This window comes from Motilibacter peucedani (assembly GCF_003634695.1).
GTDB classification, from domain to species: domain Bacteria; phylum Actinomycetota; class Actinomycetes; order Motilibacterales; family Motilibacteraceae; genus Motilibacter; species Motilibacter peucedani.
Window position 1 is genome coordinate 77,186 of the sequence record NZ_RBWV01000013.1, and the last position, 19,979, is coordinate 97,164.

Below are 19,979 nucleotides of genomic sequence, written 5' to 3' on the forward strand. Positions count from 1 at the left end.
GGCGGGGTGCCCGGTCGATGAGGACGTCGTGACCAGGAAGCCGCGGAGGGACGACTCCCTCGACCTGCGCGGCCTGGCGAGCAGGTGCGGAGCGGTCCTCACCCTCGCCGGCAGCGCGGTGTCGGTGTCCTGCACCCTGCCTCTGGGCGGCTGGGCCCTGGTCGCGGGCGTCTCGGTCGCCGTCGTCGCCGCGGCCGTCGGCGTGCTGTGCCTGGTGCTGCCGTTCCACCGGTGGCCACGGGCCGCGATGCTGCCGATCATCCCGCTTGGCTGCGTGATGATCGGCCTGATGAACGCGGTGTCGTTCAACCCCTACAACTCCACCTGCTTCTTCACCGTGCTCGCGGTCTTCATCGGGCTCTCGCAGCCGCGGTGGACGAGCCTCTGGTGGTCACCGCTCATCGGCGTCGCGTTCTGGCTGCCGCTGGCCGACGTCGCGCCCGCCGACCACGCGGCCTGGCTGCGGGGCGGCGCGCTCGACACGGTGCTGGTCTGCGTCCTGCTCAGCGAGATCACCGCCTACCTCGTCAGCCGCCTGACCCGCTCGGCCGCTCAGCTGCACGAGCACGACGAGCGGCGCTTCGCCAGCCTGGTCGAGAACTCCTCGGACATCACCGTGCTGCTCGACGGCGAGGGCCGCGTGGAGTACGTCAGCCCCTCGCTCACCTCGGTGCTCGGCATCGAGGCCTCCGGGCTCGTCGGCGCGGAGTGCGCGGCGGTCCTGCGCGAGCACATGCACCCGGACGAGGTCGAGGCCGCCCTCGAGCGCCTCGCCGCGGGACCGCGCCCCGGCGTCCCCACGCAGCTCGACCTGCGGGTGCGCGGCGGCGACGGCTGGCGCGTGCTCGAGTGCACCCTGTCGGCCTCGCCGGACTCCTCGGGCGCGGTCATCAACGCGCGCGACGTCACCGAGCGCCACCGGCTCGAGGTGGAGGTCCGCGAGCAGGCGCTGCGCAACCCGGTCACCGGGCTGCCGAACCGTACGCTGCTCAACGAGCGGATCTGGGACGCGACGGGCGCGGGGACGCCGGTCGGCGTCATCCACTGCGACATCGACGGCTTCAAGACCATCAACGACCGGCTCGGGCGCGAGGGCGGCGACGCCGTGCTCAGCGAGGTCGCCGGCCGGCTGTACGCGCTGGTGGCCGAGCCCTCGCTCGTGGCGCACCTCGAGGGCGACGAGTTCGCGGTGCTGCTCGTGGGCGCCGGCGAGCAGGAGACCGAGTCGTTCGCGCTGCGGGTGCTCGAGTGCCTGCGCGCGCCGTTCGACCAGCCCGAGCTGGTGCACACGCTGGTGACCGCGAGCCTCGGGCTCGCCGGCTCGTGGACCCAGGGGGCGGACCCGGTCACGGACGCCGACCTCGCGATGTACGCGGCGAAGGCCGCCGGCGGCGACTGCGCCCGCGTCTTCGAGCCGGACCTGCGCGAGGCCCGCATGGGCGAGCTGGTGCTGCGCGAGTCGGTGCGCCAGGCGCTGCACGGCGGCGAGCTGCGCCTGCACTTCCAGCCCATCGTCGACGTGGCGAGCGCCCGCCTCCAGGGCCTCGAGGCCCTGATCCGCTGGGAGCACCCGACGCGCGGGCTGCTCGGCCCCTTCGCCTTCCTCCCGACCGCCGAGTCGATGGGCCTGATGGGAGAGGTCGACCGCTGGGTGCTGCGCACGGCCTGCGCGTCGGTCGCCGAGCTCAAGCGGGAGCACCCCGTGGCGGCCGACGCCTACGTCAGCGCCAACGTCTCGCCCGCGCGGCTCGAGGAGCCCGGCTTCGCCGACGAGGTGCGCGCCGTGCTCGCCGACACCGGGCTCGACCCGCGCCACCTCGTGCTGGAGATCACCGAGAGCGCGGCGCTGGGACTCGAGTCCGTCGTCGACGCGGTGCGGGTGCTGCGCGCGATCGGCGTGCGCTTCGCGGTCGACGACTTCGGCACGGGCTACTCGTCGCTGAGCTACCTGCAGCAGCTCGACTTCGACATCCTGAAGGTCGACAAGAGCTTCACCGACCACATCACGACCGAGCGGTCGAGCACGCGGCTGGTCTCGGTCATCGCCGAGCTCGGCCGCACCCTGGGGCTGCACACCGTGGTCGAGGGCGTCGAGACCGAGGTGCAGGCGCGGGCGCTGCACGGGCTCGGCGTGCCCAGCGCGCAGGGCTACCTCTACAGCCGGCCGATGTCGCCGGCCGACCTGCCCGCCGTCATCGAGCAGCTCGAGCAGCACGCGCCGCTGGCTGCCGCGACGGCGTAGGGCCACGTCGCCCGGCGTCGGTGTCGGACCTGCGGCTCGGTGGAATGGCGCGTACGCGTGGGTGGAGTCCGGCTCCGGGTCCGACGACGCCGAGGCCGCCGGCCGCGCCGCGGCCCTGCTGGAGACCGCGGAGGCGCACGGCGCGCCGGCGGCAGAGGTCGTCGCCGTCCAGGAGGCGTCGAGGCGCTGGAGGTCTGAGTTCAGGACTCGTACTCGGCGGCGGGCGGCTGCTCGGCCTGGCGCTCCTCGAGCTCCTCGAGCAGGGTGCGCAGCTCGCCGCGCAGGAAGTCGCGGGTGGCCACCTCGCCGAGCGCGATGCGCACGGCGGCCAGCTCGCGGGTGAGGTACTCGGTGTCGGCGATGCTGCGCTCGCTGCGCGCGCGGTCCTGCTCCCACTGCACCCGGTCGCGGTCGGCCTGGCGGTTCTGCGCCAGCAGGATCAGCGGCGCGGCGTAGGACGCCTGCAGCGACAGGATGAGCGTGAGCAGCGTGTAGTTGGTGGCCCGCGGGTCGAACTGGAGCCGGTCCGGCGTCCAGGTGTTCCACGCCAGCCAGAGCGCCACGAACACCGTGAGGTAGCCGATGAACCGCCAGGTGCCGAGGAAGCGGGCGATGCGCTCGCCGATCGCGCCGAAGGTCTCGGCGTCGTAGCCCGGGCCGCGCAGCCCGCGCCGGCCGCGCTCGCGCGGCACGTCGAGCGCCGGGCGCGAGCGCGAGGGCCGGGGCCCGCGCAGGCCGCGCTCGTCACGAGCCACGCGGCACCTCGATGTCGGCCGGGCGGTCGCGCCAGTCGTCGGGCAGCAGGTGGTCGAGCACGTCGTCGACGGTGACCGCGCCCAGCAGGTGGTCGTTGTCGTCGACGACCGCGATGGCCACGAGGTTGTAGGTGGCCAGGTAGTGCGTCACGGCCGGCAGCGTCGTCTGCGGCAGCAGCGGGTCGACGTCCTTGTCGACGACCCCGGACACCAGGGACGACGGCGGCTCGCGCAGCAGGCGCTGGATGTGGGCGGTGCCGAGGAAGCGCCCGGTCGGCGTCTCGAGCGGGGGCCGGCAGACGTAGACGGAGGAGGCGAGCGCGGGGGAGAGGTCGGCGACGCGCACGCGGGCGAGCGCCTCGGCGACGGTGGCGTCGGGAGGCAGGATGACCGGCTCGGTCGTCATCATGCCGCCGGCCGTGAGCTCGTCGTAGGACAGCAGGCGGCGCACGTCGGCCGCCTCGCCGGGCTCCATGAGCGCGAGCAGCTTCTCGGCCTCGTGCTCGGGCAGCTCGGCCAGCAGGTCGGCCGCGTCGTCGGGGCCCATGGCCTCGAGCACGTCGGCCGCGCGCGCCTCGTCGAGGTTGCCGAGGATCTCGACCTGGTCGTCCTCGGGCAGCTCCTCCAGGACGTCGGCGAGCTTCTCGTCGTCGAGCGCGGCGGCGACCTCGGCGCGCCGCTTGGGCGAGAGGTCGTGCAGCACGTTGGCGAGGTCCGGCGCGCGCATCTCCTCGAAGGCGGCCAGCAGGTTGGTGGCGCCCTGGCCCTGCTCCTGCAGGCTGAAGCCGGTCACCGCGTCCCAGTCGACGGTGAGCGCCTCGCCGCGCCGGCGCAAGCCCTTGGCCGGGCGGCTGACGTGCACCTTGTCGAGCACCCAGTCGCGCGTGCGCGTCTGCTCCAGGGCGATGTCCTCGACGGTGACGGTCGTGGAGTCCTCGACGAGGGTCACCTTGCGGTCGAGCAGCTCGCCGAGGACCAGGGTCTCGGTGGGCCGCTGGGAGAAGCGGCGCATGTTGACGATGCCGGTGGTGATGACCGAGCCGGGGTCGACGGCGGTGACCCGTGTCATGGGCAGGAAGACCGGGCGCCTGCCGAGGACCTCGACGACGAGTCCCAGCACGCGCGGGCGCTGCTCCTGCCGCAGCAGGCAGACGACGTCGCGCACCTTGCCGACCTGGTCACCGGTGGGGTCGAAGACTCCGGTGCCGGCCAGCCGGGCGGCGTAGACGCGGGTGCCACTCACGCAGCGAAGGCTAGGTCATCTGCGGCTCGACGGGGTCGCCGACGCCCACCTCGCCGGGCTCGACGACGGTGGCGATGACGCCGAGGCAGGTGAGGTCGCGGCCGCGCACCTGGACGAGCCGGCGCACGCCGTCCCAGTCCTGCTCGCCGGTGACCGGCGAGGCGCCGATCACGACGCAGCGCTGGAGCAGGTGGCTCACGCGTACGACTGCCGCCCCCACCCGCACGTCGCGGCCGACCCAGCCGTCCTCCTCGTAGGGCGCTGCGCCCTCGAGCTCCACGAGCACGCGCAGCCGGCGCAGCTGCGGCCCCGCCTCGTCCTCGGGCAGCCCGACGGCTGCCGCGGAGGCGCGGGAGACGAGCGACACCGGGCCCTCGTCCCAGCCGATGCCCGTCCGGTCGGCGAGCACCAGCCGCAGCGGCTCGCCGGCCGCCTCGCTCACGGCGTCCTCGACCGCGCCGGACAGGCGCCGGCCCGCGCGCTGCTTGCCGAACAGGTCGGCCGACAGGGCGGCGCCGGCCTCGTGGACCGCTGTGGCGACCGACCCGCCCCCGGGCAGCCGCAGCCGCAGCTCCCCGGCCTCGAGGTCGAGGTCGGGCTCGAGCGTCGCGAGCGCCGGGAGCTGGCGGATGGTGGCCACGGTGCCGTCGGCGCGCAGCAGGAACAGGCGGCGGTCCTCCGCCACGCCCTGCTGCTCGAGCCGGACGCGCTGGCGCGGCACGGCCGCCAGCCCCTTCACCGGCGCGACCGTGAGGCCGCTGACGCTCGTCATGGGCCCACAGTGTGCCGGAACGCAGCGCGCCGGGCGGCGTGTCAGCCGGCGAGGCGCGTGACCCCGGCCACCCGCTCGGCCAGGACGGCGCCGTGGCGGCCGGCGCTCTCGTGCCCGTCGCGCAGCGACTTCTCGGCGAGCGGGATCAGCTCGGCCATCGCCGGGTTGAGCCCGGCGAGGGTCAGCTCGACCTCTGAGACGTGGACGTCGAGGGCGAACACGTCGCCCAGCACGCGCAGGTAGTAGGGCGTCGCGTGGTCCCAGCCGTGCTTCGGCATGCCCTCGGAGTAGCCGCCGCCGCGGGTCACGACGAGCGCGGCCGGCCGGCCGGCGATCGGCGAGGGGGTGCCGGCGCGGAAGCGCGGGTCTGTCAGCACGAGGTCGATCCAGGTCTTGACGTGCTGGTCGACGCCCCAGTTGTAGAGCGGCAGCGCGAAGACGTAGGCGTCGGCCGCGACGAGCTCGTCGGCCAGCGTGGCGGCGAGGGCGAGCGCGTCGCGCTGCTCCGGGCTGCGCGCGTCCTCGGGCAGGAACGAGCCGCCCACGGCGTGGGGCCACAGGTCCGAGGGCAGCGGGTGGGCGCCCAGGTCACGCCGGACGACCGGCGCGTGGGGGTGGACCTCGAGCCACGCGTCGGTCGCAGTGTCGGCGACCTTGCGGCTCACCGACTGCTCGCCGCGGATGCTCGCATCGAGACGGAACAGGGACATGGCTCCTCCTGGGGACCTGGGTGCAGGGACGGTTCCTGCTGCTGGACAGATCGTATGTCAAGCAGAACATCTGTCAACCCGACCGTCTGGACGACCGCGCACAGGGACGCGCCGGGTGTACGGTCGTGGCATGGACGAGCTGCAGGCGTGTGCCGCCGCCTCGCCCTGCTCGCCCCTCGAGCGCGACCTCGGCTACACCCTCGGCGCGGTGTTCCGCGCCTATGTCAAGGCGGCCGGCTCGGTGCTCGCCGACCTGCCCGGCGGCCCCCGCGGGTTCCACGTGCTCACCGCCGCCGTGAGCGGCGAGGCGGCGAGCCAGACCGTCGTCGGCCAGCGCCTCGGGGTCGACCGCACGGTCCTGACCTACCTGCTCGACGACCTCGAGCGGGCCGGACTGGTCACGCGCCGGCCCGACCCCGCCGACCGGCGCAGCCGCCAGGTGGTCGCCACCGACGACGGTCGCCGCGTCCACGCCGAGGCGGAGCGGGCGCTGGCCGGCATCGACACCTCCGTGCTGCGCGGGCTCTCGCCTGCCGAGGCGGCGACGTTCCGCTCCCTGCTCGAGCGCGTGGCGGCGACCCTCCCGGGCGACGAGCCCGCCACCGTGGAGTCGGCGTGCGAGGCCGCCGACGCCGTCGCCCGCGAGGTCGCCCGCGCCTGAGGGGCTGCCGCTCCGGCGGGCTGCTGCGTGCGTCAGCCCAGCAGCGGGCGCACCTGCTCGCCGGCGAAGCGCACGAAGCCCTCGAGGTCGGGCTCGTCCTCGGTCGGCTGCAGCACGACGGTGTCGGCGCCGGCCTCGGCCCAGCGGCGTACGCCGTTGGCCACCGACTCCGCGTCGCCGCCCACCGTGACGTCGGCACCGGCCGGGAACTCCCAGCGCCGGCACTCGCGCTCGAGCCGCTCGGCGGAGTCGGGACCGGCGGCAGCGACGAGGTAGACGACGACCTCGTGGTGGTCCGAGCGCCCGGCGAGGGCGCGGCCCTCGTCGACGATCCCGCGGGCGCGGCGCACGCCGTCGGGCGTGGTGCCCCCGGTGAGGATCGTGCCGGCCGCGAGCTCGCCGGAGAGCCGCAGCGTACGGTCGCCGGTCGCTCCGGTGATGAGCGCCGGCGGCTGCGCCGGCGGCCAGTCGAGCGCGACGTCGTCGAGGTGCACGTAGCGCCCGCTGGTCGTGACGCGCTCGCCGGCGAGCAGCGCCTGGAGCGCGGAGAGGTGCTCGCGCAGGCAGGTCATGGGGGAGGCGGGCCGGGCGCCGACCTGCGCCATCCAGTCCTGCACGCCGTGGCCGACGGCCGGGCGCACGCGTCCCGGGAAGACGCGCGCCAGGGTCGCGAGCTCCATGGCCGAGAGGGCGACGTTGCGGAAGGGCACCGGCATGAGCCCGATGCCCAGGCGCAGCTGGGTCGTCCAGGCGAGCGCCATCGCCGCCGAGGAGATGCCCCCCTCACGGAAGCAGTCCTCCCAGATCCACAGCTCCTCGAGGCCGGCCTCGTCGGCGGCCCGGGCCACCGAGCGCAGCCGCTCGGGCGGGAGCTGGGGGCGGAAGACAGCGCCGAGGGTCGTCATGGCGCCCATCCTGTCGCAGCCGCCCCCGGGGCGTCGACGTTCTCGCCGTGCGGGGCGCGTGCCCCGGCGGTAGCGTCCGGGAGGCCGTCCGGCAGCAGAACCGCGCAGAGACGACGACGTTCGAGCACGGACGAGCAGTGCGGCCGGTGCTCCTGGGAACTGTTGACGGTTCCTGGCGCCGGACGTACAACAGACCCACCCGCGTCCCGGAAGGGACCTCCTCGAGGAGCAGGCGAACACATGGCACTCACACGGCGCGGGTTCCTCGGCGGGGCGGTGGGCGCAGCGGCGCTGGTCGGTCTCGGCGCGTGCTCCTCCAAGCACTCCGACGGCACGAGCAGCGACGCCGCAGGCAGCGCGCCGGCCTCGAGCGGCGGGGCGTCCACGGCGGCCGGCTCGAAGGCCAGCTCCGGGCCCGTCACGGGCAAGCTCACCTTCGCCTTCTGGGGCGGCAGCGTCGGCGAGACGGCCGGCTTCACCTACGCCAAGAAGAAGTTCGAGGAGGCCAACCCCGGGGCCACCGTGCAGCTGAAGGCCGTGCCCTACGACGGGTTCTTCAGCGGCATCGACCGCGGCATCCAGGCGGGCAACGCGCCCGACATCTTCCGCGTCGACTACACGACGATCGGCAAGTACAGCGCGAAGGGCGTGCTGCTCGACCTGACGCCCTACGTCTCGGCCGCGGAGTCCGACGCGTTCCTGCCGGCGCTGTGGGAGGCGGTGAAGTTCGACGGCAAGCCCTACGGCGTGCCGCACCAGACCGACACCACCTGCATCGTCTACAACAAGGCGGCGTTCGCCAGCGCCGGCATCACCGCGGTGCCCGACAAGCTCTCGGACGCGTGGACGTGGGAGGAGTTCTCCGACGTCGCGACCAAGCTGCGCAGCAGCCTGCCGGACAACAAGTTCCCCTTCGCCTACGACTGGACGCAGGCCGGTGCCTACCGGTGGCTCTCGTGGCTCTACCAGGCGGGCGGCACGCTGCTGACGCCCGACCTCAAGGGGACGGCGCTGCCTTCGGCCGAGGCCACCAAGGCGATGGACTTCACCAAGAGCTTCTTCGACAACAAGTGGGTGCCGAAGACCAACACCATCAAGACCAGCGTCTACTCCGACAACTTCTTCCTCAACCAGACGGTGCCGATGACGTTCATCGGCGACTTCCTGGTGCCCGAGCTCGCCGACGCGAAGTCGGGCTACAAGGGCGGCGACTGGGGCGCGACCTACATGCCGCAGAGCACCGCGGCGGCGTCCGACCTCGGCGGCAACGCGATCGTCGCGCTGAAGGACACGAAGAACCCGGACCTCGCCGCCGCGTTCCTCAAGTTCCTCGTCACCGAGGACTGCATGAAGTACTTCTGCGAGCAGGCGATCGAGCTGCCGACCCTGAAGTCGCTCTCGAGCGAGAGCCTGCAGTACGTCTCGCGGCCTGACGTCGTCGCCGTCTGCGCCCAGCAGGCCGCCACGATCTCCGACACCGTGGTGAAGGAGTCGACGGTCCCGGCCTTCGCCAGCATCAACACCCTCCTGCAGGACCAGCTCGAGCTGGCCTTCCACAACCAGTCGAGCGAGGCGACCCTCAAGAACATCGCCAGCGGCGTGACCAAAGCCCTCGCCGGCTGAGGACCGGGCCGGTGACCCTCCTCCAGGAGCGGATGCCCACCGCGACGCCCCAGCGGCGGCGCGGCGGGCTGGCCCGCGGCCAGGCACTGGCAGCAGGTGGCTTCCTGCTGCCCAACCTCGTGCTCATCTCGGTGTTCCTGCTGCTGCCGCTGGTGCTCGCGTTCGTCATCAGCTTCGAGAAGCTGGGCTCGCTGGGGCCGGGGGAGTACCTCGGCATCAACAACTACGCCGACCTGCTCAAGGACCGCGTCTTCTGGGAGACGCTGCGCAACACCGGCGTCTTCACGCTCTTCAGCATCCCGATCGCGATGGCAGCCGGCCTCGGCATCGCCGTGCTGCTCAACAGCGTGCTGCCCGGGCGCACCCTCTACCGGTCGATCATCTTCCTGCCCCTGGTCATCTCCGGCATCTCCACGGGCGTGCTCGGCGCGTGGATGTTCGACCAGTACAACGGCTTCGTCAACAAGTTCCTCGCCACTCTGGGCATCAGCGGACCCTCCTGGCAGGCGAACGGCACCTGGGCGATGGCCTCGGTCATCATCGTCACGGTCTGGCAGCGGGTCGGCTTCGACATGCTCATCTACCTCGCCGGTCTCCAAGGGGTGAGCTCCGAGGTGCAGGAGGCGGCGACCGTCGACGGAGCCAGCGCGTGGCAGCGCTTCCGCCACGTCGTCTTCCCGCTGCTCGGCCCGTCGACCTTCTTCCTGCTGGTCATGAACATGATCTACTCGTTCCAGGTGTTCGACACGGTCTGGGCGATGACCCGCGGCGGGCCCGACTACGCGACGACGACGGTGAGCACCTACGCCTACCGCACGAGCTTCGACGAGCACGGGCCCCAGCAGCTCGGCTACGGCGCGGCTGTCGGCGTGGTCATCTACCTGATCACCCTCGCCATCACCGCGGCGCAGTGGCGCTTCAGCAGCACGCGCGACCAGACCGACTGAGGAGGCGCACGTGTCCACGACGACCACCCCCGCGCAGGCGCCGGCGACCTCGGCGACCCGGCGACCGCGTACGCGTCGGAGCCCCTGGTTCTGGGCGCGCCTCGCGCTCGCCGTCGTCATCACGCTGGTCATGTTCTTCCCGCTCTACTGGATGATCCTGACCTCCTTCTCGCCGCAGTCCGAGCTCTACTCGGCCGGCCTGCGCTGGTGGCCGCACCACTTCACGCTCGACAACTACCGCGACCCGATCGACCTCTACCCGGTGTGGCACTGGTTCTGGAACTCGTTCGTGATCGCGACGCTCACGACGCTCATCACGGTGGTGTGCAACCTGCTCGCGGGCTACGCGTTCGCGAAGATCCGCTTCCGCGGGCGCAACCCGCTGTTCCTGCTGCTGCTCTCCACGATGATGATCCCGGTGCAGGCCGTGATGGTGCCGCAGTTCAGGGTGTCGGTCGACCTCGGCCTGTTCGGCAACATCTGGGCCGTCATCCTGCCCGAGAGCGCGGCGGTCTTCGGTGTCTTCCTGGCCCGCCAGTTCTTCGTCGCGATCCCCGACGAGCTGCTGGAGGCGGCGCGCGTCGACGGCGCCGGCCACGTGCGGGCCTTCGTGCAGATCGTCCTGCCGCTGTGCAAGCCGCTCGTCGCCGTGCTGGTGCTGCTCACCTTCTCCAGCGAGTGGAACTCGTTCGCGTGGCCGCTGGTCGCGCTGTTCAGCAACAACGAGCTCTTCACCCTGCCGCTGGGCATCGTCACCGACCTGCAGGGGCAGTACTCCTCGAACTACGGCGCCATCATGGCGATCAGCCTGCTGATGACGCTGCCCATGATCGTGCTGTTCGTGGCGTTCCAGCGCTACTTCGTGCAGGGCCTCGCCCGCTCCGGCATCAAGTGATGGCCGGCGCCACGGGGACCCGCGTCTTCTCCGGGCGCGCCCGCATCAACTACCTCTCGACCATGCGCTTCGACGAGGAGTTCCTCGCCGCGATCGAGTCGGTCGGCGACGACGTCGAGGTGCGGCAGGTCAGCGTCAGCTCGGCCGAGGAGATCGACGACGAGGTCTGGGCCCAGGTCGACGTGCTCCACACCGGCTCGGTCGTCTGCCACCCCTCGCGGGCACCGCGGCTGCGGTGGGTGCAGGTGGACACCTCTGGCGTCGACCACCTGCGCTCCGAGCCGCTGTGGGACAGCGACATCCCCATCACGACGATCGGCGGGGTCTCGCCCGTGCCGCTGGCCGAGTACGTCATGTGGGCCGTCCTCGGCACGGCCCACCGCCTGCCGGCCCTCCTCGAGACCCGCGAGCGGCGACGCTGGCCCGGGCCCGACGAGCGGTGGGCCCGCATGCTGCCCGCCCCGGTGCGCGGCGCCACGCTGGGGATCCTGGGCTACGGCCGCATCGGGCGGGAGATCGGCCGGCTGGGCCGAGTCTTCGGGATGGACGTGCTGGCGGTGCGGCGTACGCCGGGGTCCCCCGCGCGCGCTGCCGACCACTACGACCCGTCGGCCGAGCTGCAGCCCTCGGCCGACGCACCGGTCCAGGTGTTCGGGCCCGACGGGCTGCACGAGGTGCTGGGCCGCTCGGACTACCTCGTCGTGGTCCTGCCGCTCACGGAGCAGACGGCGGGCATGCTGGACGCGCAGGCCCTCGGCGCGCTGAAGGACTCGGCGGTGATCATCAACGTGGCACGCGGTGGCATCGTCGACGAGGACGCGCTGCGGGCGGCCCTCCGGTCGGGACGCGTCCGCGCCGCGGTGCTCGACGTCTTCGCCGACGAGCCGCTCGCCCCCGACGACCCGTGGTGGGACGAGCCCAACGTCCTCGTCACGCCGCACGTCAGCGGCCTCGCGCCCGCCTACGCGGAGCAGGTGCTCGAGATCGTCTCGCAGAACCTGCGCCGGCTGCGCGAGGGACGCTCGCTCCTCAACGTGGTCGACCGGACCCTGGGGTACTGAGCGCGATGCTGAGCCACGAGAGGCAGCGCGAGGTCCTCCGCCAGCTGCGGCTGCACGGCGGCGGCAACGTGCGCGAGCTGGCGGCCGCGGTCGGTGTCAGCCCGTCGACCATCCGGCGCGACCTGACGGAGATGGGTGAGCAGGGCCTGCTGCGCCGCGTCCACGGCGGCGCCAGCCTGCCCGACGAGCTCGAGATCACCCCGACCGCCCGCCAGCTCGAGCAGTCGGCCGAGAAGCGGCGCATCGGGCTGGCAGCCACCGCCCTGGTCGAGGACCGCTCGACCGTGCTCATCACCGGCGGCACGACCACCGAGGCGATGCTCCCGCACCTGCAGGGCAGAGAGGGGCTCACCGTCATCACCAACGGGCTCAACGTCGCGGTCCAGCTCTCGCGGCTGCCCGAGGTCACCGTCGTGGTGCTCGGTGGCATTCTCCGGCACGCCGAGATGTCGCTGCTCGGCGGGCTCGCGGAGTCGGCCGTGCAGGAGTTCGAGGTCGACCTCGCCTTCACCGGCACCTACGGCATCGACCCCTCCGTCGGCCTCACCGGGGCCTCGGTGCACGAGGCGAGCACCGACCGGCGGCTGCTGCAACGGGCGCGCTCGATCGTCGTGCTGGCCGACAGCAGCAAGTTCACCCGTCGCGGGCCCGTGCGGCTGGCCGGCGTCGACCAGCTCTCGACCGTCATCACCGACACCGACGCGCCACCTCCCGCCGTCGCCGCCCTGCGCGACGCCGGTGTCGAGGTCCGCCAGGTCTGACGTCCCGCCCAGCGACCCGAGGAGAACCGCATGACCACCCTGCCCCCCGAGCAGCCCGCAGCCGGCGCGATGGAGGCGCTGCGCACGGCCCAGGACCGCAGCTTCGGCAGCGTCGGCGTCCCGATGGTGCTCGCACTCGTACCCGCCGGAGGCGACGGGCCCGTCGTGCACGACGAGCACGTGCTCCGCGAGGGCGCGGAGCTCGCCCGGCGCCTGGGCGAGGTGCGCGCCGAGCTCTTCCCCAGCCAGCGCGACGGCGACCTGGGCTGCCTCATCAGCACCGTGCAGGCACTCACCGTCACCTCCTTCGAGCCGGGCGACCGGTGAGCCCCCTCGGGTTCGCCGGCCACCAGGAGGCGCTGTCGCAGGGCAGGTTCGTCCGTGTCCTCAACTTCCACAACACCGCCGAGGCCTCGCGCGGCGCGCTGCGCTCGGACCTCGCGAAGCTGCGGGAGACCTTCGCCGGCGTGACGCTCGAGGAGCTCGACGGCTTCTTCGCGACAGGCACCTGGTCGGAGGACCGGCCGGCCGTCATCCCGGTGTTCTACGAGGGCTACCGCAACAACGTCGAAGTCGCTGCGCCCGTCTGCGACGAGCTCGGCCTCACCGCCTGGTTCTTCGTCTGCACCGGCTTCGTCGACTGCCCGCCCGCGGAGCAGGAGCAGTTCGCCCGCTCGCACAACATCGACCTGCTGCCCGCGGAGTTCGGGCGCGACCGGCTGGCGATGTCGTGGGACGAGGTGGGCGAGCTCTCGACCCGACACGTCGTCACTCCGCACACCGCGTCGCACGACGGCATCGCCGACATCGTCACCGACGACGACCTCGAGCGCGAGATCGTCGAGCCCAAGCGGCGGATGGACGCGGTCACCGGCCAGAGCGCGCCGGCGATGGCCTACCTCTGGGGCTCGCCGTTCGGCACCAGCCGCCGGCACGACGACGCGGTCCGCGCCGCGGGCTACCGCTACGTCTTCAGCAACACCATGGTGCAGCAGGTGGGGAGCCTCCCCGCCGCGCAGAGGGGAGCCTGAGCAGATGCGTCGCAGCCTGGTGCTCATCGGTGCGGGGAGCGCGGTCTTCACCCGCGGCCTGCTGGCCGACCTCATCTCCGCGACCGACCTGGGGGAGTGGGACATCCGGCTCGTCGACGTCGACGGCGTCGCCCTCTCCACGGCGCAGGGGCTGGCCGAGCGGATGGTCGCCGCGCGGGGCGCTGAGGGATCCATCAGCGTCAGGGGCTCCACCGACCGGCGCGACGTCCTGCCTGGCGCCGACTTCGTCGTGACCTGCGTCGGAGTGGGTGGGCGCCCGGGCTGGCAGGCCGACCACGAGGTGTGCCAGCGGCACGGCGTCTTCCAGCCCGTCGGCGACTCCGTCATGCCGGGCGGGATCTCCCGCCTGCTCCGCACGGTGCCGGTCATGGTGGACATCGCCCGCGACGTCCTCGAGCTGGCGCCGGACGCCTTCTTCTTCAACTACAGCAACCCGATGACGGCCAACGTCATGGCGATGACGTCCTACGCCGGCGCCCACGACCTCGTCGGGCTGTGCCACGGGATGCACCACGTGCAGCGCCACCTGGCCGCCTACATCGGTGCCCCGTTCGAGCAGACGTCGACGCTCTACGCAGGCATCAACCACCTGACCTTCATCTACGACTTCCGGCGCAGCGGCGTCGACGCGTGGCCCGAGGTGCGCGCGAAGGTCGAGCGCGAGCTCGCGCAGCCCCTCGACCCGGCCGACCTGGGCGACATCTTCTCCGAGGCCACGACCGCGTGGAACAACCCCTTCTCGTGGGAGCTGTTCCTGCGCTACGGCGCCTTCCCGGCCGCCGAGGACCGCCACGTCACCGAGTTCTTCCCGCAGCGGTGGCCGCGCGGCGCCTACTACGGCAAGACCCTCGGCGTGGACGCGTTCTCCGTGCCCGAGATCCTCGAGTGGGGGGAGGAGCGCTATCAGGCCATGGCTCGGCAGGCCGACGGCACCGAGCCCCTCGACGAGAGCATCTTCGAGCGCTCCAGCGGCGAGCAGGAGCAGCTGGTGGCGATCCTCCGGTCGGTGAGCAGGGACTCGCGCGAGATGTTCTCGTGCAACGTCGTGAACAACGGTGCGGTGCCCGGCCTCCCCGACGACGCGGCGCTCGAGATCCCCGGGGTCGCGACCGCACGGGGCATCCGGCCGGTCAGCGTGCCCGACCTCGGGGCCCCGCTGACCGCGATCATCAACGCCCGGCTGTCCTCGGTCTACCTGGCCGTCGAGGCGGCCATGACGGGCAGCCGCGACCTCGCCGTGGAGGCGGTGCTGGCCGACGGGGCGGTGACCGACCCCGGTGCTGCGGCCGAGCTGACCGACGCGCTCATCGCCGCGCAGCTCGAGCACCTGCCCCTGTTCCGCTGACTGCCGTGCCCCGGCGCATCCTCGTGGTCGGCGCCACCCGGGTCCTGCGGCCTGCGGTGCTCCGGCTGGCCGACGACGGCTGGCGGGTGGTCGCGGTCGCGCGCACGGGTGACGAGCTCGAGCGACTGGCCGACGAGCGGCGCGGCAGCATCGCGCCCCTGGCGGCGGACCGGACGCGGACGAAGGAGCTGCGGGCGCGCCTGACGTCGGCCGGCACGCTGGACGCCGCGCTCGTCTACGCGCCCGGAGCGCCCGCCGCGCTGCTCGCGGTGCTGCGCCGGGCCGTGTCGGGCCCGGTGGTGCAGCTGCTGACCAGCGCCGCGGCCGCGCCCGACGGGCTGATGCCCGCGGCCCCGGCGCAGCCGTGGCACCAGGTGGTCCTGGGATGGCGGGACGGCCGGTGGCACACACCGGAGGAGGTGTCGGCCGCCGCCCTGACCGCGTTGGCCGAGGAGCGCGACGTCGTCCTGGGCGCCGTGCGGCCATGGGCCGAACGCCCGCAGTGACGCCTAGGCCGCGCGGGCGGCCACCCACGCGTCGACGGCTGTGCGCAGCGCCGGCAGCGGCACGGAGCCGGCGCCCAGGAGGGCACCGTGGAACTCGCGGACGTCGAAGGCCGCGCCCAGCTCCTGCTCGGCGAGCGCGCGCAGCCGCAGGATCTCCTGGTAGCCGGTGAAGTAGGCGAGCGCCTGGCCCGGGTAGCCGATGTAGCGGTTGACCTCCGAGGCCAGGAACTCGACCGGCAGCGGGCAGGTCCCGCTCATGTAGTCGACCGCCTGCTGGCGGCTCCAGCCCAGGGCGTGCAGGCCGGTGTCGACGACCAGCCGCGCGGCGCGCGTCGTGCGCATGGCGAGGGCGCCCAACTGCTGCTGCTCGTCGGTGTAGAGACCCATGTCGGCAGCCAGGTGCTCGGCGTAGAGGCCCCAGCCCTCCGCCTGCGCGGTGACGATGCCCTCGCGCTGGATCGCGGGCAGATCGGTCTGCAGCAGCGCGCGGGACACCTGCAGGTGATGGCCGGGAACCGCTTCGTGGTACGCAGTGGCCTCCAGGTCCCAGCCGCTGCCGGCACCGAGCTTGACGGTGTTGAAGAGGTAGGTGCCCTGGCGCGCGCCGTCGGGGGAGGGCGGCACGTACATCGGCGGCAGTCCCGCCGAGCCCAGGTGGTCGGACATCGCCTCGACCGTGCAGGGCGCCGGCAGCGGCTCGGGGAACCACTGCGGCGTCACGGCCTCGGCCCGCGCGACGGCGACCCGGGCACGGGCCATCGCCTGCTCTGGGTCGACGCCCGCTGATGCCGTGCGGGCCTGCTCGAGCACCTCGGCGAAGGAGCCGATCCCCAGCCGTGCGCCCAGCTCGGTCATCTGCGCGACCAGCGACTCGACGGCCGCCAGGCCCACCTCGTGCACGTCGCGGGCCGCGAGCGGCAGGGTCGTGTGGACGCGGATGAGCCGGTCGTAGTCCTCGAGCCCCCGCGGCAGGTGCAGCAGTCCGCAGTGCTCGTCGTCGCGGGCGGCGGGCAGCAGCTCGTCGGCGACCAGCGCGCGGTAGCGCGCGACGGCCGGGCGCACGGAGTCCCGCACGGCGGCGACCAGCTGGCCGCGCCACACGTCGGCGTCCTCGAGCTCGGCGGGCGCGGCGACGCCCGCGACGGCGTCCGTCGCGTCGACCGGGGAGCCGAGGTAGCCGTCGAGCTGCCCGAGCACCACGCGCGCGAGCGTCGCCACAGGCGTACGGCCCTCGGCGAGGCCCTCGCGCAGCCGCTGCGCGCAGCCGTCGACGTAGGAGGCGAAGCCGCGTACGCGCTCGAGGTAGTCGTGCGCAGAAGCGAGCGTCCGCAGCCGCGTCTGGGAGACGAGCAGCAGCAGCACCGACGGCCCGTCTGCCATCGGCGAGAGCGTGTGCTCGACCGTCGCCGCCTCGTCGTGGGCGAGGTGCGCCTCGAGCAGGTGCCGCGTGGCCGACAGGGTGACGGTGTCGCGCGGGTCGGCGGTGCCACGCGCCTCCAGGTCACCGGCACGGTGGAGCAGCCGCCGCCAGGTCCCCGAGCGCGCCGCCGCGGCGGCCCGGCTCATGTCGGGCACCTCGGCGTCGTGGCCCGGCACGCCCAGCAGGGTCGCGCTGAACGGGTCGGCCGCCATCAGCAGCGCGTGCACCTCGTCGGCGAGGTCGCGGATCTCGGACACGGCGCCATTCTGCGCGACGGCGCAGGCGCGGCGGCCCCCCGGCCCGCGAGGTGACGGAGCGTGAACGCGACGGCCCGGGGGAAGGCTGGGTTCATGGCAGTGGAACTGAAGGACGGCCGCGCGCGTACGCCGGTGCCCGTGCGGACCATCGCGGCGACCATCGCGATGGTCCTCGGCACCGTGCTGCTGCTGATGATCCTGCGGGACGTGGCGCGCATCCTGGTGTGGGCGGCGATCGCGGCGTTCTTCGCGGTCGCGCTGACCCCGCTGGTCAACATGGCCGAGAACCGGCTCCACCTCAAGCGCTCGGTGGCGACCCTGCTCGTCTACCTCGTGGTGCTGCTGCTGCTGGCGGGGCTCATCACGCTGTTCGTGACGCCGCTGGCGCGGCAGTACGACGACCTCTCGCGCTCGATCCCGAAGTACGTCGAGGACGCGCAGGCGGGCCGGGGGCCCCTCGGCCACCTGGTCACCCGCTACAACATCGACGACTACCTCGACAAGCACCAGGCCGACATCCGCAAGTCGCTGACCGGGCTCGGCGTCCCCGCCCTGCACGCCGTGACCGTCGCCGGCCAGCTGCTGCTGGCCGCCGTCTCGATCATCGTGCTCTCGTTCCTCATGGTGCTCGAGGGGCCGAAGATCATGACCGCCGCGGTCGCCCAGCTGCCCGACCAGCACCAGGACCGCGCCCGCCGCGTCGCCGCCGACTGCGCCCGCACGATCACGGGCTACATCACCGGGGCGCTGTTCATCGCCGCGATCTGCGGCGTGCTGACCTACGTGGTGCTGCTGGTCACGGGCGTGCCCTTCGCGGGCGTCATCGCGCTGTTCGTGGCGGTGTGCGACCTGATCCCGCTGGTCGGCGCCACCATCGGCGCGGTGGTCGCCGTGGCGGCCTCCGCCTTCACCTCGATCCAGGCGGCGATCATCGTCGCCGTGTGGTTCGTCATCTACCAGCAGCTGGAGAACCACCTGCTCCAGCCGGTGGTCCAGTCCCGGACCGTCAAGCTCAACCCGCTGGCCGTGCTGCTCAGCGTCCTGCTGGGCGTCGAGCTGGCCGGCATCCTCGGGGCGCTGCTCGCGATCCCGGTCGCCGGCATCATCCAGGTGCTGGTCCGCGACATCTACGACGTGCGGCGCGGCGAGCTCAAGCCGCAGCCGACCGTCGGCGAGGAGAAGGTCCCCGCCTGAGGTCCGCTCAGGCGGCGGTGGGGACCACAGCCGTACGCGGTGAGGTGCCGCGGCGCGCGAGCAGGGCCTTCGTGCGCTCCGGGGTGTAGATGACCGCGCCGCTGGGGGTGTAGGAGTTCGTGTTCATCGCGGTGCCTGCGCTCTCGGGGAGTGCGCCGGCTCGTCCGGCGCGTACTAGAGGCTTCGGCCGGCTCACAGCCCTCCGGTAGCGCCACCCGGGCGACGGACCAAGGTCCCGGGCGTCGGACCCGCGGCGCCCGGGTAGGGGCCCGGCCATGACGACGACACCGTTCGAGCCCCTCGACTCCCCGGAGCCGCGCACGCGCGTGGAGGACCTGGAGCAGCCTGCCGACCCCACCGTGAGCGAGGACCCCGACATCGAGACGCCGAGCGTGCCGCCCGAGGAGGACGTGACGGGCGACGCGGCGCTGCCGGAGCCGCCCGACTAGCGGGCCGGAGGGGCGGGGCTAGAGCCAGCCGTTGCGGCGGAAGCCCCGCCACAGCGCCGCGCAGACGACCCCGATGACGCTCAACGCGTAGGCGTAGCCGTAGCGCCAGCCGAGCTCGGGCATGTGCTCGAAGTTCATGCCGTAGATCCCGGCGATCATCGTCGGCACGGCGGCGATCGCCACCCACGCCGAGATCTTGCGCATGTCCTCGTTCTCGTAGATCTGCACCTGGGCGTAGGCGACCTGCAGGATCGAGGTCAGCAGCTCGTCGTAGCCGGTGACCTGGTCGCGCACGCGGGTCAGGTGGTCCTCGACGTCGCGGAAGTACTGCGTGAGGTCGCCGTGGCCGATGGAGTAGCGGTTGACCAGGTCGCGCATCGGCATCTCGAGCGGGGCCACGGCGCGCTTGAGCTCGATGACCTCTCGCTTGAGCTGGTAGATCCGCTCGATCTCGCGGCTGCGCTGGGGCGAGAGGACCGACTGCTCGAGCTCGTCGACGTCGTCCTGCACGGCCTCGGTGACGCCGAGGTAGTCGTCGACGATGCGGTCGGCGATCGCGTAGAGCACGCCGAGCGGGCCGATGCGCATGAGCCCCTCGTCGCCCTCGACCCGCCGTCGCAGGCCGCGCAGGCTGCCGTGGTCGCCGTGGCGCACGGTGACGACGTAGTCCTCGCCGACGAAGACCATGACCTCGCCGGTCTCGACGATCTGGCTGCTGTCGGTGACGGTCTCGTGCGCCACGTAGGTGACGGTCTTGAAGACCGCGAACAGCATGCCTTCGTACTTCTCCAGCTTGGGCCGCTGGTGGGCCTGCACGGCGTCCTCGACGGCGAGGGGGTGCAGGCCGAAGTCGCGGGCGATGTCGTCGAGCTCGCGGGCGCTGGGCTCGTGCAGCCCGATCCACACGAAGCCGCCCTCGGCGCGCGCGCGGCGCAGCGCCTCGGGGTAGCTCGCGGAGTCCTCGAGCCTGGCGCCGTGGGCGTAGACCCCGCAGTCGACGACCGCGTCGCGGCCGCGGTCGACACGGTCGCGCTGGACCTCGCCGCCCTGCCGGCGCCGGGCGAGCAGCGCGCTGCGCCCACGGACGAGCCCTGGGACCCATGCCACGGCTGACCCCCTCTGCGTGCACGGGCCCTCGAGGCCGTCCTGGACGCCGACCGCTCATAGTAGGCGGCGCCCCC

Annotated in this window: 20 protein-coding genes; 13 read left to right on the forward strand and 7 right to left on the reverse strand. The window is 73.0% G+C overall.

Annotation, left to right across the window (positions count from 1 at the left end):
* Positions 1–28: 28 nt before the first annotated feature.
* The gene (locus CLV35_RS13460; RefSeq protein WP_121194021.1) at positions 29–2,242 is read left to right on the forward strand and encodes a putative bifunctional diguanylate cyclase/phosphodiesterase; all 2,214 of its coding nucleotides are present in this window, start codon (positions 29–31) and stop codon (positions 2,240–2,242) included.
* A 200-nt stretch (positions 2,243–2,442) separates the two neighbouring features.
* Here CLV35_RS13460 and CLV35_RS13470 read toward each other — a convergent pair whose 3' ends face one another.
* Genes CLV35_RS13470 through CLV35_RS13485 form a run of 4 tightly spaced genes read right to left on the reverse strand, consistent with a single transcriptional unit; the run spans position 2,443 to position 5,722 of the window.
* A complete protein-coding gene (locus tag CLV35_RS13470) occupies positions 2,443–2,997 on the reverse strand; it encodes a DUF1003 domain-containing protein (protein WP_121194022.1) in 555 nt (184 codons plus the stop codon).
* Positions 2,987–4,240, reverse strand: coding sequence for a magnesium transporter MgtE N-terminal domain-containing protein (locus tag CLV35_RS13475; RefSeq protein ID WP_121194023.1), 1,254 nt, complete (start codon positions 4,238–4,240; stop codon positions 2,987–2,989). Before CLV35_RS13475 ends, CLV35_RS13470 begins: the two co-directional genes overlap by 11 nt.
* A gap of 10 nt (positions 4,241–4,250) precedes the next feature.
* Positions 4,251–5,012 carry an MOSC N-terminal beta barrel domain-containing protein gene (locus CLV35_RS13480; protein ID WP_121194024.1) on the reverse strand — a complete coding sequence of 254 codons (762 nt, stop codon included), beginning with the start codon at positions 5,010–5,012 and terminating at the stop codon, positions 4,251–4,253.
* A gap of 41 nt (positions 5,013–5,053) precedes the next feature.
* On the reverse strand, positions 5,054–5,722 hold the full coding sequence (locus CLV35_RS13485; protein WP_121194025.1) for an FMN-dependent NADH-azoreductase: 669 nt from the start codon (positions 5,720–5,722) through the stop codon (positions 5,054–5,056).
* 130 nt (positions 5,723–5,852) lie between these two features.
* Here CLV35_RS13485 and CLV35_RS13490 point away from each other — a divergent pair, with 130 nt between their 5' ends.
* On the forward strand, positions 5,853–6,383 hold the full coding sequence (locus tag CLV35_RS13490; RefSeq protein ID WP_121194026.1) for a MarR family winged helix-turn-helix transcriptional regulator: 531 nt from the start codon (positions 5,853–5,855) through the stop codon (positions 6,381–6,383).
* Positions 6,384–6,415: 32 nt separating this feature from the next.
* Here the strand turns inward: CLV35_RS13490 and CLV35_RS13495 are convergent, their stop codons facing one another.
* A complete protein-coding gene (locus tag CLV35_RS13495; protein WP_121194027.1) occupies positions 6,416–7,288 on the reverse strand; it encodes an LLM class flavin-dependent oxidoreductase in 873 nt (290 codons plus the stop codon).
* 240 nt (positions 7,289–7,528) lie between these two features.
* Between CLV35_RS13495 and CLV35_RS13500 the strand changes: the two genes are divergently transcribed.
* From CLV35_RS13500 to CLV35_RS13535, 9 genes are read left to right on the forward strand one after another with little or no spacing between them, the layout of a single operon-like run.
* Positions 7,529–8,911 carry an ABC transporter substrate-binding protein gene (locus CLV35_RS13500; protein WP_121194028.1) on the forward strand — a complete coding sequence of 461 codons (1,383 nt, stop codon included), beginning with the start codon at positions 7,529–7,531 and terminating at the stop codon, positions 8,909–8,911.
* An 11-nt stretch (positions 8,912–8,922) separates the two neighbouring features.
* Positions 8,923–9,858 (forward strand): carbohydrate ABC transporter permease, encoded by a 936-nt coding sequence (locus CLV35_RS13505; protein ID WP_231121799.1) that lies wholly within the window; start codon positions 8,923–8,925, stop codon positions 9,856–9,858.
* A 10-nt stretch (positions 9,859–9,868) separates the two neighbouring features.
* Positions 9,869–10,753 carry a carbohydrate ABC transporter permease gene (locus CLV35_RS13510; protein ID WP_231121800.1) on the forward strand — a complete coding sequence of 295 codons (885 nt, stop codon included), beginning with the start codon at positions 9,869–9,871 and terminating at the stop codon, positions 10,751–10,753.
* Positions 10,753–11,814, forward strand: a complete 1,062-nt coding sequence (locus CLV35_RS13515; protein WP_121194029.1) for a D-2-hydroxyacid dehydrogenase — start codon at positions 10,753–10,755, stop codon at positions 11,812–11,814. Before CLV35_RS13510 ends, CLV35_RS13515 begins: the two co-directional genes overlap by 1 nt.
* 5 nt (positions 11,815–11,819) lie before the next feature.
* Complete coding sequence (locus CLV35_RS13520) at positions 11,820–12,575, forward strand: DeoR/GlpR family DNA-binding transcription regulator (protein WP_121194030.1); 756 nt, start codon at positions 11,820–11,822, stop codon at positions 12,573–12,575.
* Between the two features lie 30 nt (positions 12,576–12,605).
* The gene (locus CLV35_RS20110; RefSeq protein WP_183061969.1) at positions 12,606–12,902 is read left to right on the forward strand and encodes a hypothetical protein; all 297 of its coding nucleotides are present in this window, start codon (positions 12,606–12,608) and stop codon (positions 12,900–12,902) included.
* Complete coding sequence (locus CLV35_RS13525; protein ID WP_183061970.1) at positions 12,899–13,606, forward strand: polysaccharide deacetylase family protein; 708 nt, start codon at positions 12,899–12,901, stop codon at positions 13,604–13,606. The genes CLV35_RS20110 and CLV35_RS13525 overlap by 4 nt, the downstream gene beginning before the upstream one ends.
* Before the next feature lie 4 nt (positions 13,607–13,610).
* A complete protein-coding gene (locus CLV35_RS13530; RefSeq protein WP_121194032.1) occupies positions 13,611–14,972 on the forward strand; it encodes a family 4 glycosyl hydrolase in 1,362 nt (453 codons plus the stop codon).
* Between the two features lie 5 nt (positions 14,973–14,977).
* Positions 14,978–15,478 carry a Rossmann-fold NAD(P)-binding domain-containing protein gene (locus CLV35_RS13535; protein ID WP_121194033.1) on the forward strand — a complete coding sequence of 167 codons (501 nt, stop codon included), beginning with the start codon at positions 14,978–14,980 and terminating at the stop codon, positions 15,476–15,478.
* Positions 15,479–15,481: 3 nt separating this feature from the next.
* Here CLV35_RS13535 and CLV35_RS13540 read toward each other — a convergent pair whose 3' ends face one another.
* Entirely contained in the window at positions 15,482–17,155 is a 1,674-nt protein-coding gene (locus CLV35_RS13540; RefSeq protein ID WP_121194034.1) for a DUF885 domain-containing protein, read from the reverse strand.
* A gap of 93 nt (positions 17,156–17,248) precedes the next feature.
* On the opposite strand from CLV35_RS13540, the gene CLV35_RS13545 reads away from it, so the two are divergent.
* Complete coding sequence (locus tag CLV35_RS13545) at positions 17,249–18,349, forward strand: AI-2E family transporter (RefSeq protein WP_121194322.1); 1,101 nt, start codon at positions 17,249–17,251, stop codon at positions 18,347–18,349.
* Positions 18,350–18,624: 275 nt separating this feature from the next.
* The gene (locus tag CLV35_RS20115; protein ID WP_183061971.1) at positions 18,625–18,798 is read left to right on the forward strand and encodes a hypothetical protein; all 174 of its coding nucleotides are present in this window, start codon (positions 18,625–18,627) and stop codon (positions 18,796–18,798) included.
* 18 nt (positions 18,799–18,816) lie between these two features.
* Here the strand turns inward: CLV35_RS20115 and CLV35_RS13550 are convergent, their stop codons facing one another.
* Positions 18,817–19,905, reverse strand: a complete 1,089-nt coding sequence (locus CLV35_RS13550) for a magnesium and cobalt transport protein CorA (RefSeq protein ID WP_121194035.1) — start codon at positions 19,903–19,905, stop codon at positions 18,817–18,819.
* Positions 19,906–19,979: the final 74 nt, after the last annotated feature.

Bases quoted from the DNA above. Each gene is read 5' to 3' on its own strand.
- CLV35_RS13545 (WP_121194322.1), top strand. From the start codon at position 17,249: ATGGCAGTGGAACTGAAGGACGGCCGCGCGCGTACGCCGGTGCCCGTG.
- CLV35_RS13515 (WP_121194029.1), top strand. From the start codon at position 10,753: ATGGCCGGCGCCACGGGGACCCGCGTCTTCTCCGGGCGCGCCCGCATC.
- CLV35_RS13480 (WP_121194024.1), bottom strand. From the start codon at position 5,012: ATGACGAGCGTCAGCGGCCTCACGGTCGCGCCGGTGAAGGGGCTGGCG.
- CLV35_RS13490 (WP_121194026.1), top strand. From the start codon at position 5,853: ATGGACGAGCTGCAGGCGTGTGCCGCCGCCTCGCCCTGCTCGCCCCTC.
- CLV35_RS13495 (WP_121194027.1), bottom strand. From the start codon at position 7,288: ATGACGACCCTCGGCGCTGTCTTCCGCCCCCAGCTCCCGCCCGAGCGG.
- CLV35_RS20110 (WP_183061969.1), top strand. From the start codon at position 12,606: ATGACCACCCTGCCCCCCGAGCAGCCCGCAGCCGGCGCGATGGAGGCG.
- CLV35_RS13485 (WP_121194025.1), bottom strand. From the start codon at position 5,722: ATGTCCCTGTTCCGTCTCGATGCGAGCATCCGCGGCGAGCAGTCGGTG.
- CLV35_RS13530 (WP_121194032.1), top strand. From the start codon at position 13,611: ATGCGTCGCAGCCTGGTGCTCATCGGTGCGGGGAGCGCGGTCTTCACC.
- CLV35_RS13500 (WP_121194028.1), top strand. From the start codon at position 7,529: ATGGCACTCACACGGCGCGGGTTCCTCGGCGGGGCGGTGGGCGCAGCG.
- CLV35_RS20115 (WP_183061971.1), top strand. From the start codon at position 18,625: ATGACGACGACACCGTTCGAGCCCCTCGACTCCCCGGAGCCGCGCACG.
- CLV35_RS13520 (WP_121194030.1), top strand. From the start codon at position 11,820: ATGCTGAGCCACGAGAGGCAGCGCGAGGTCCTCCGCCAGCTGCGGCTG.